The organism is Actinomadura chokoriensis (assembly GCF_039529475.1).
Classification (GTDB): domain Bacteria; phylum Actinomycetota; class Actinomycetes; order Streptosporangiales; family Streptosporangiaceae; genus Spirillospora; species Spirillospora bangladeshensis.
On record NZ_BAAAMW010000037.1, the window covers coordinates 46983 to 52982 of the forward strand.

7 protein-coding genes are annotated in these 6000 nt (G+C 60.9%); 2 read left to right on the top strand and 5 right to left on the bottom strand.

Annotated features, from left to right (window positions below):
* Window positions 1–291: 291 nt before the first annotated feature.
* From ABFX46_RS40470 to ABFX46_RS40480, 4 genes are read right to left on the bottom strand one after another with little or no spacing between them, the layout of a single operon-like run.
* On the bottom strand, window positions 292–516 hold the full coding sequence (locus tag ABFX46_RS40470; protein ID WP_346049455.1) for a KTSC domain-containing protein: 225 nt from the start codon (window positions 514–516) through the stop codon (window positions 292–294).
* Window positions 517–924 carry a ubiquitination-like system serine protease family protein gene (locus ABFX46_RS43685; protein ID WP_428831370.1) on the bottom strand — a complete coding sequence of 136 codons (408 nt, stop codon included), beginning with the start codon at window positions 922–924 and terminating at the stop codon, window positions 517–519.
* Complete coding sequence (locus tag ABFX46_RS40475; protein ID WP_346049457.1) at window positions 921–2198, bottom strand: ThiF family adenylyltransferase; 1278 nt, start codon at window positions 2196–2198, stop codon at window positions 921–923. Before ABFX46_RS40475 ends, ABFX46_RS43685 begins: the two co-directional genes overlap by 4 nt.
* Window positions 2173–2451: a multiubiquitin domain-containing protein gene (locus ABFX46_RS40480; protein ID WP_346049459.1), complete on the bottom strand. Its 279-nt coding sequence runs from the start codon at window positions 2449–2451 to the stop codon at window positions 2173–2175. Before ABFX46_RS40480 ends, ABFX46_RS40475 begins: the two co-directional genes overlap by 26 nt.
* A 189-nt stretch (window positions 2452–2640) precedes the next feature.
* On the opposite strand from ABFX46_RS40480, the gene ABFX46_RS40485 reads away from it, so the two are divergent.
* The gene (locus tag ABFX46_RS40485) at window positions 2641–2949 is read left to right on the top strand and encodes a hypothetical protein (protein ID WP_346049461.1); all 309 of its coding nucleotides are present in this window, start codon (window positions 2641–2643) and stop codon (window positions 2947–2949) included.
* Complete coding sequence (locus tag ABFX46_RS40490; protein ID WP_346049463.1) at window positions 2949–4049, top strand: hypothetical protein; 1101 nt, start codon at window positions 2949–2951, stop codon at window positions 4047–4049. Before ABFX46_RS40485 ends, ABFX46_RS40490 begins: the two co-directional genes overlap by 1 nt.
* Before the next feature lie 372 nt (window positions 4050–4421).
* On the opposite strand, the gene ABFX46_RS40495 is transcribed toward ABFX46_RS40490, so the two are convergent.
* Window positions 4422–5345: a hypothetical protein gene (locus ABFX46_RS40495; protein WP_346049465.1), complete on the bottom strand. Its 924-nt coding sequence runs from the start codon at window positions 5343–5345 to the stop codon at window positions 4422–4424.
* Window positions 5346–6000: the final 655 nt, after the last annotated feature.

The window sequence follows — 6000 nt, forward strand, 5'->3', positions numbered from 1 at the left end:
ACCCGCGGTCCCATGAGCACGGCGTAAACCCTTCCGCTGCCCAAGCAGGTTCGACCAGCCGCCCCTCCCCGACATGTTTACCTCTGCGTCCGCCGCCACCCGCAGGCCAACGCCGTTGAGGGCGTGCAGTCACTTTCGCGGGCTCCAGCGACGGCAACTGCGTGGACAAGCCTCGATCTCTGTGCCGGCCCCGCACGCGAGGGCAAGGAACCGAATCCCCCGGGCGACCCTCCGCGCCTTCCCGCTATCGCCTGACCGCCGTGGTTCCAAGAACCTCGCAGAGAACGACGGTTAGGCGAGCCGCCGAAACCTGTGCGCGCGGACCTGGCCGCCGACGCGCCGCCAGGGGTGCGGGAGGAGCATTTCCTTGTAAAGTTGCGGCGCCACGTCGAAGTACTCGTAGGACCCGCCTGACTTGAAGGTCACCCGAAGCACTTGTAGGTCATGGCCATAACCCACGGCACGAATGTTTACCGATACTACTGGCGTCATGTTCAAGGTTCTAGTCCTGCACATTCAGGGGGTTGATCGAGGCCGGCGTATACGATCCAAAATCCGCCGCCACAAAGGGGGCGGCGCCGACGGGTGAACTTTTGCTCCTATATGCACAGCACGGTCGCGAAATGAAGCGGCCTGAGTGGCTACCGCCGAGATTTGCGGTAGCCAGTCGATACGGTTATTCCTAATATTGTAGTGCGACCGACAATGTTGTTGACCATTACCGACAGAAGGCCGCAGGGAGACGGTTCCATCGAAGGTCAGTATCCAGTCCCGCAGCCCGAAGGGGGTCACAACTTTCGAGCGGCATCCGCACGCACACAAGTGGACCGCGGTCTCGAACTGCATTGAGACGTACAGGTGGCCCGGCTCGAGTTCGGCTGGGATGTACTCGATGAACACCGGTGTCAGGGCTTGAGCTTTCATGCGACGGTCCCCCTCCTACCGCCCATGTTAGTGCAGGCAGAGCCGGGCGCGGGCTCGACATTAGGTTCGACGGCTTCGCTTTGGACTGCACCGCTGCGGTACCGGTTATAGATTTCGTTGGAGTCGACCGCGTACACGGTGTGCAGTTCGTCCTCGGTGTCCGCGTAGAACCCGAGGTGCTTCTTGTACCGGAAGATGGCCAGGCTGGCGCTGAGCGAATTCAGTTCGGCGACCTGCAGGTTGGTGTCGTACTCTGCGTCGTTTCCGACGAAGAACGAGATCAGGCCGTCTCGCTCGATGTGCTCGGTGCGGCCAGGCACCGAAAACGTGATGCGGACCTGCCCATTGATGCCGTCGACGTCCTTTCCGACCCCGACGCCGGTGTCGATAAACGGGACACTGCTGGCGGTGAGCGCGTCGATAATTGTCTTTTTGTCTGGGCCAGTGTCCATCGCAAGGAACACAAAGTCGGAGTCCAGGAGTTCGTCGATATTGTCGGAGGTTACATTCACCGCATGCGTCACGATGCCGCGGCGCATCGCCGAGTACATCTGCCCGTAATAATCGACCTTTTTCAAGGAACCTCGAAGGTCCTTGACGCTGGCTGCGCCGGGAGACCGATAGGCATTGTGGGTGCGGAAGAAGTCACCATCATAGAGATGTAGCGCGACCACGGGGGTCTTCGCTAGCAGGTCGAGCAGGTAAGCTCCGGTGCCTCCGAGGCCGACGATCACGACCTTCTTCAAAGCGAGGAGAGAATTGAGCTCGGTGATGCCAGCCCTGCTCGAAAAGGTGTCGATGTAGAGGAATGCGCCGTCGTCCTCGTCGGTCTCAACCGGTTTGAAGGTCAGTGGAGATACCTCGGGGTCAATGGCCTGGGCAGGCCCGGTGACCATCGCGGCGTAGTAGGTCACCTTCTGGTAGAAGTCCTGGTAACCGCCTTGGGGCTTCTGGGAGAACCCGCAGGCTGCAGTGAGGGCAGGGTCGGCAGACCACTTCTGGACGCCGTCGTTAACGAGCCCATCGATCGGTCGGCCATCCTTGTTGCGGGGTACGCCACCGACGAAACACATCACGTGGGTGCTCGGCGCGACAGTGGTGTCCCCTCTTAGATCCAGTGGGCACAGGAAGGAGCCGTACTGAACTTCGGCCGCGTCGTCGACGAATGGGATGTCGTCGACGACGAGAAACCCGCCGACGATGCGGACGGCGTAACCGTCCCGCACCAGGTGCGCCAGGTCGGCGCTGTCACGAACGAGTCGTGAGCCGGACATTGAAGCTCGTGCCCTTCTTCTTGACCTTCACGGACTCGCCGGCAACAAGGGTGCCGTTCCCGCCGTGGGGCGAAATCGCGTTCTTGTAGGTGACGGTGAACATCGCCTGCGGGTCGTGCCCTGGGTACGCGAGCTGCCCGAGCTCGTCGTAGGTCACCGCGTCGTGGTCGAGGACGACCCGCGTGCCGTTGATGGTCACCTCGAACACCTTGTCCTTGGTGCCGTCCTGCTCGTGAGGGGGCGTCAGCGCCATGGCAATCCCTTCTCGTCCGGCCCGCCGCTCGTCGACGGACCCAGGAGTAACTGTAGCACCATCATCACCTCATGGGTGATGAGGTGCATGCGACTGAGGAAGCTCGGTGCACCTGCCCCCCGGTACGGCTTGTAACATCCACTCGGGGGAAGCCGTTTGGTCATCGACCGATGGATGGAGAGCAGACACATGGACCGGGAGTTCATGGACGAGGAGTTGAATCGCCTCGCCACGGACCCCGTATTCCGGCCGAGAGGCTGGAGCGCCCGAGAGATCTCGGACTTTCGAGTGCTCGTTCAGTGCGCGCGGGCAGCCCGGCTCGACACCGACCTTCGGAACTCCCGCATGCTGCGAATCCAGCACGACGACACTCGCAACCCGCAGAGGGCACGGGCGGCGTTGAGCTCCGGCCGCATTATCACCCTGACGTTCAAGAGCGCAGAGGGCCACGGTGCCGTGGTCTTCGAACTCTTGGCTCCAGAGATGGAAACCTCGTGATGAGCAATCCTCCACACGACCCTCTACCGATCGACCAGGTACCGGTCGGTGAACTCCTCGGGAGGGAACTCGAGGCCAGAGACTGGTCCCAAGCCGATTTCGCTGCGGTCTTGGACCGCCCTACCCAGTTCGTCTCCGAGATCGTCACGGGTAAGAAGGAGATCACCCGGGAGTCAGCGGCACAGATCGGCGCCGCCCTTGGCCACACGGCCGAGTATTGGCTCAACCTTCAGGACCAATACCTACTTGCCGAACAATTCAGGAATCAGCACGCTCAGATCAAACTGGACGAGGTACGTCGGCGCGCTCGCCTCAACGATAAGGGTCCGATCCAGCTGCTGAAGAAGCGCGGCCTCCTCACCGGCACAACCTTGAACGCCCTTGAGACAGAGGTGATGGAACTGTTCGAATTGGACTCCCTTGATGACGAGCCTGCCTTCGCGGCGGCAGCGAGGCGCGCCAACCGTTGCGAAGACATCAGCTCGCTACAGCGAGCCTGGGTAGCGTGCATCAGAAGAGAAGCTCGTAAGATTCCCCCGCTGGAAAAGTACTCTGCACACCGTCTACGGGATCTCGCCGGCAGTCTCTCACGGACCGTCAAGTTGGCCGCCGACTTCGAGGACCTCCCTGATCGGTTCAGCAAAGTTGGCGTGCGTCTGGTATATGTCGAATCGTTTCCAGGGGCCAAGATCGATGGCTGCGCAATGTTTGTCGACGAGTATCCGGCCATTGGCTTGTCCGGCCGCGGCAAAAGGTTTGATAAAGTTCTATTCACCCTGCTTCACGAGATCGCGCACATTTTGCTGGACCATGTCGACGCCGAACACCTCATCGTCGAAAGGCTTGACGATGCCCAAAACAGCGAGATAAGGCGGGAGAAGGATGCAGATAATAAGGCTACGAAGTTGGTGTTCCCGCACGGCGTCCCCGACGTCCCAGCCCGCATAAGTGCGTCTTGGGTCGATCAGACGGCTGGCGAACTCGGGGTGGCACCCATCGTCGTAATCGGCCACCTGCAGCACCGCCATCGCCTTGACTGGCGGACGACTCTTGCAAAGAACGCGCCTTCGGTAAGCGAAGCTTTGGAGGCGTGGGAATAGGAACTTGGCGAAGTCCTCGAATGTTAGCCTGAGATACCGACCTGAAGCAGTTATTCGCCTCACAAACCGAACGGACGCCTGGTCGCGGGCGGCCGCCCGGGTCCTGAAGTCCCCTGAGGCTGAAACCCGCCGCCACACAGAGTGGCGAGCCCGGTAGAACTCTGTTGAACATCTTGCCCGGTGAGCCCAGGCAAGAACTGCGTGCCGTAGAGCACGTACCGGCAGCGAAGCACTCTCCGCCCAGTTCGCCATAGTGCAGTTTGCGCTCGGCCAGGATGCATAGGTCCTCCCCAGACAGGCTGTATACGTTACCGCCCCCAGAGCATACTTCGACAAGTGGCAGCGACATCAATAAGGTGAGCGCCACGACCGCTAAAGAAGGCCGCGCGGTGCGCCGCTATCCGATGCTGACCAGTCCACCGGGAATGCATTCCGGAGGCGATCCTTGACCTCTTCTCTGATCTTTGCTGGTCCATACTCGACGATCGGCTGGACGCAGCACAGGCGGACGGTCCAGTGCCGGCGGGGTTCCCGGCACATCAGCACGGCCAGGACGCGGGCTGGCCATATAAGCCTGAAGATGTCATCCACGGCGACGCCACCAGTCACGAACCTCGACAGCTGCTCGAAAACCAGTTCTACTGCCCGTTCGATCACGGCCTTTTCCGCTAGCAGAGTGGTCCAACTGTCCGGGAGTTGACCACCGTTACCAGTCAGTGCTGCGATGACTGAGCCCATGGCCTTATCATACTGCCTTTTATATAAGTATAGGCCGTGAGCGATCTGGGCAAGTAGTTCGCACCAAAAGTGCGCCTTGCTAGCCTGTTTCTGGAAGGCATTGATGCGCCCTTCATCGAATTCTTCACACACCTGCGGAATCACATGCTTCTCAATAAACTCCCTTTGCTCTCCAGAAGTAAGCCGTCGGCGCGGGTGTTCGGGATCGGTATCGCGGGAGATGCGAAAAGGTTCGCCGAGCTGCCTGGTGTCGTGGTGCAGGCTCCGGTCGCGTCGTAGCCACCGGACGACGTCGGCGATGAACGACCTGATCGCCGCGTGTTGTCCGTCCGAGGTCTGCGGTCCGGGCTTGCGTTGGCCGGCACGAGGCCGGGTGGCTTGCAGCCACGCTTCGTCAGCCTCGTTCCTCAGCCTGTCCAGGTCGTCGGTGGAGGGGGCGGCGGCGATGGATAAGGCTTCCTGCCAAGCGTGCTCGGCTCCCCCGCACTTGCAGGCACATGGCGGCTTCTCCGCTTGTTCACAGTTCTTGCTGTGGCCGGTTCGCTTGGTCATGATCATGCCGTCCTCATGCGATTAGGCTGGAGAACGCATTGTCCGTCGGCACCGACGATCTAAAGAATATGCTTGCCGGATATTTTAGACTTACCATTCGGTTCGCCGACACCGGTGGCCAGGCCATGCAGTGGAAATCGAATCTTGAACGTCCGGTTTAGGTCGTTGCCTGACAGGGGCCTGTCAGACGCCCGTTCGCCTGGTCAGCGTGAGGCAGTCCCGTCCCAGAGGCATCACAGGCTTCATTTCGCGGCGGTGCGGGGATGAGGGTGCGGTGTCGATGCTCGGGGTGCGTACATCGGCTAGTTTTCGTGCCGCGCGGTCAACATGGGCTCTGCTGGAACGTGCCCCTTGAGTCGAATCCACTGTTCTAGGACCCCACCTGTTGGCGGAGGCTCTGCCGCGCCACACTCCATCTGCAAGTGGAGCCCACCTGCCAGCGAAGGTGCCCTGTCTCCGCCAGTGATTTGTCCGCCGAGGCGCCACAGCGTTGACAGTCGCTGGCCAGCAACGGCGAGTGGCTGTCTTTCGGTCCTAGTGTTCTGAGTCAATAGTTCTTTGTTAGTCGGTAGGCTGTTGGGATGCCGAGCCCGAAGCTGGATCCGGTGGTGTTGTCCGATGAGGAGCGGTCGGCGCTGACCGGGTGGGTGCGCCGCCGCAA

What these genes read in the sequence shown, in the direction of transcription:
- ABFX46_RS43685 (WP_428831370.1), bottom strand. Translation starts at nt 924, where the DNA reads ATGAAAGCTCAAGCCCTGACACCGGTGTTCATCGAGTACATCCCAGCC.
- ABFX46_RS40485 (WP_346049461.1), top strand. Translation starts at nt 2,641, where the DNA reads ATGGACCGGGAGTTCATGGACGAGGAGTTGAATCGCCTCGCCACGGAC.
- ABFX46_RS40490 (WP_346049463.1), top strand. Translation starts at nt 2,949, where the DNA reads ATGAGCAATCCTCCACACGACCCTCTACCGATCGACCAGGTACCGGTC.
- ABFX46_RS40470 (WP_346049455.1), bottom strand. Translation starts at nt 516, where the DNA reads ATGTGCAGGACTAGAACCTTGAACATGACGCCAGTAGTATCGGTAAAC.
- ABFX46_RS40475 (WP_346049457.1), bottom strand. Translation starts at nt 2,198, where the DNA reads ATGTCCGGCTCACGACTCGTTCGTGACAGCGCCGACCTGGCGCACCTG.
- ABFX46_RS40480 (WP_346049459.1), bottom strand. Translation starts at nt 2,451, where the DNA reads ATGGCGCTGACGCCCCCTCACGAGCAGGACGGCACCAAGGACAAGGTG.
- ABFX46_RS40495 (WP_346049465.1), bottom strand. Translation starts at nt 5,345, where the DNA reads ATGATCATGACCAAGCGAACCGGCCACAGCAAGAACTGTGAACAAGCG.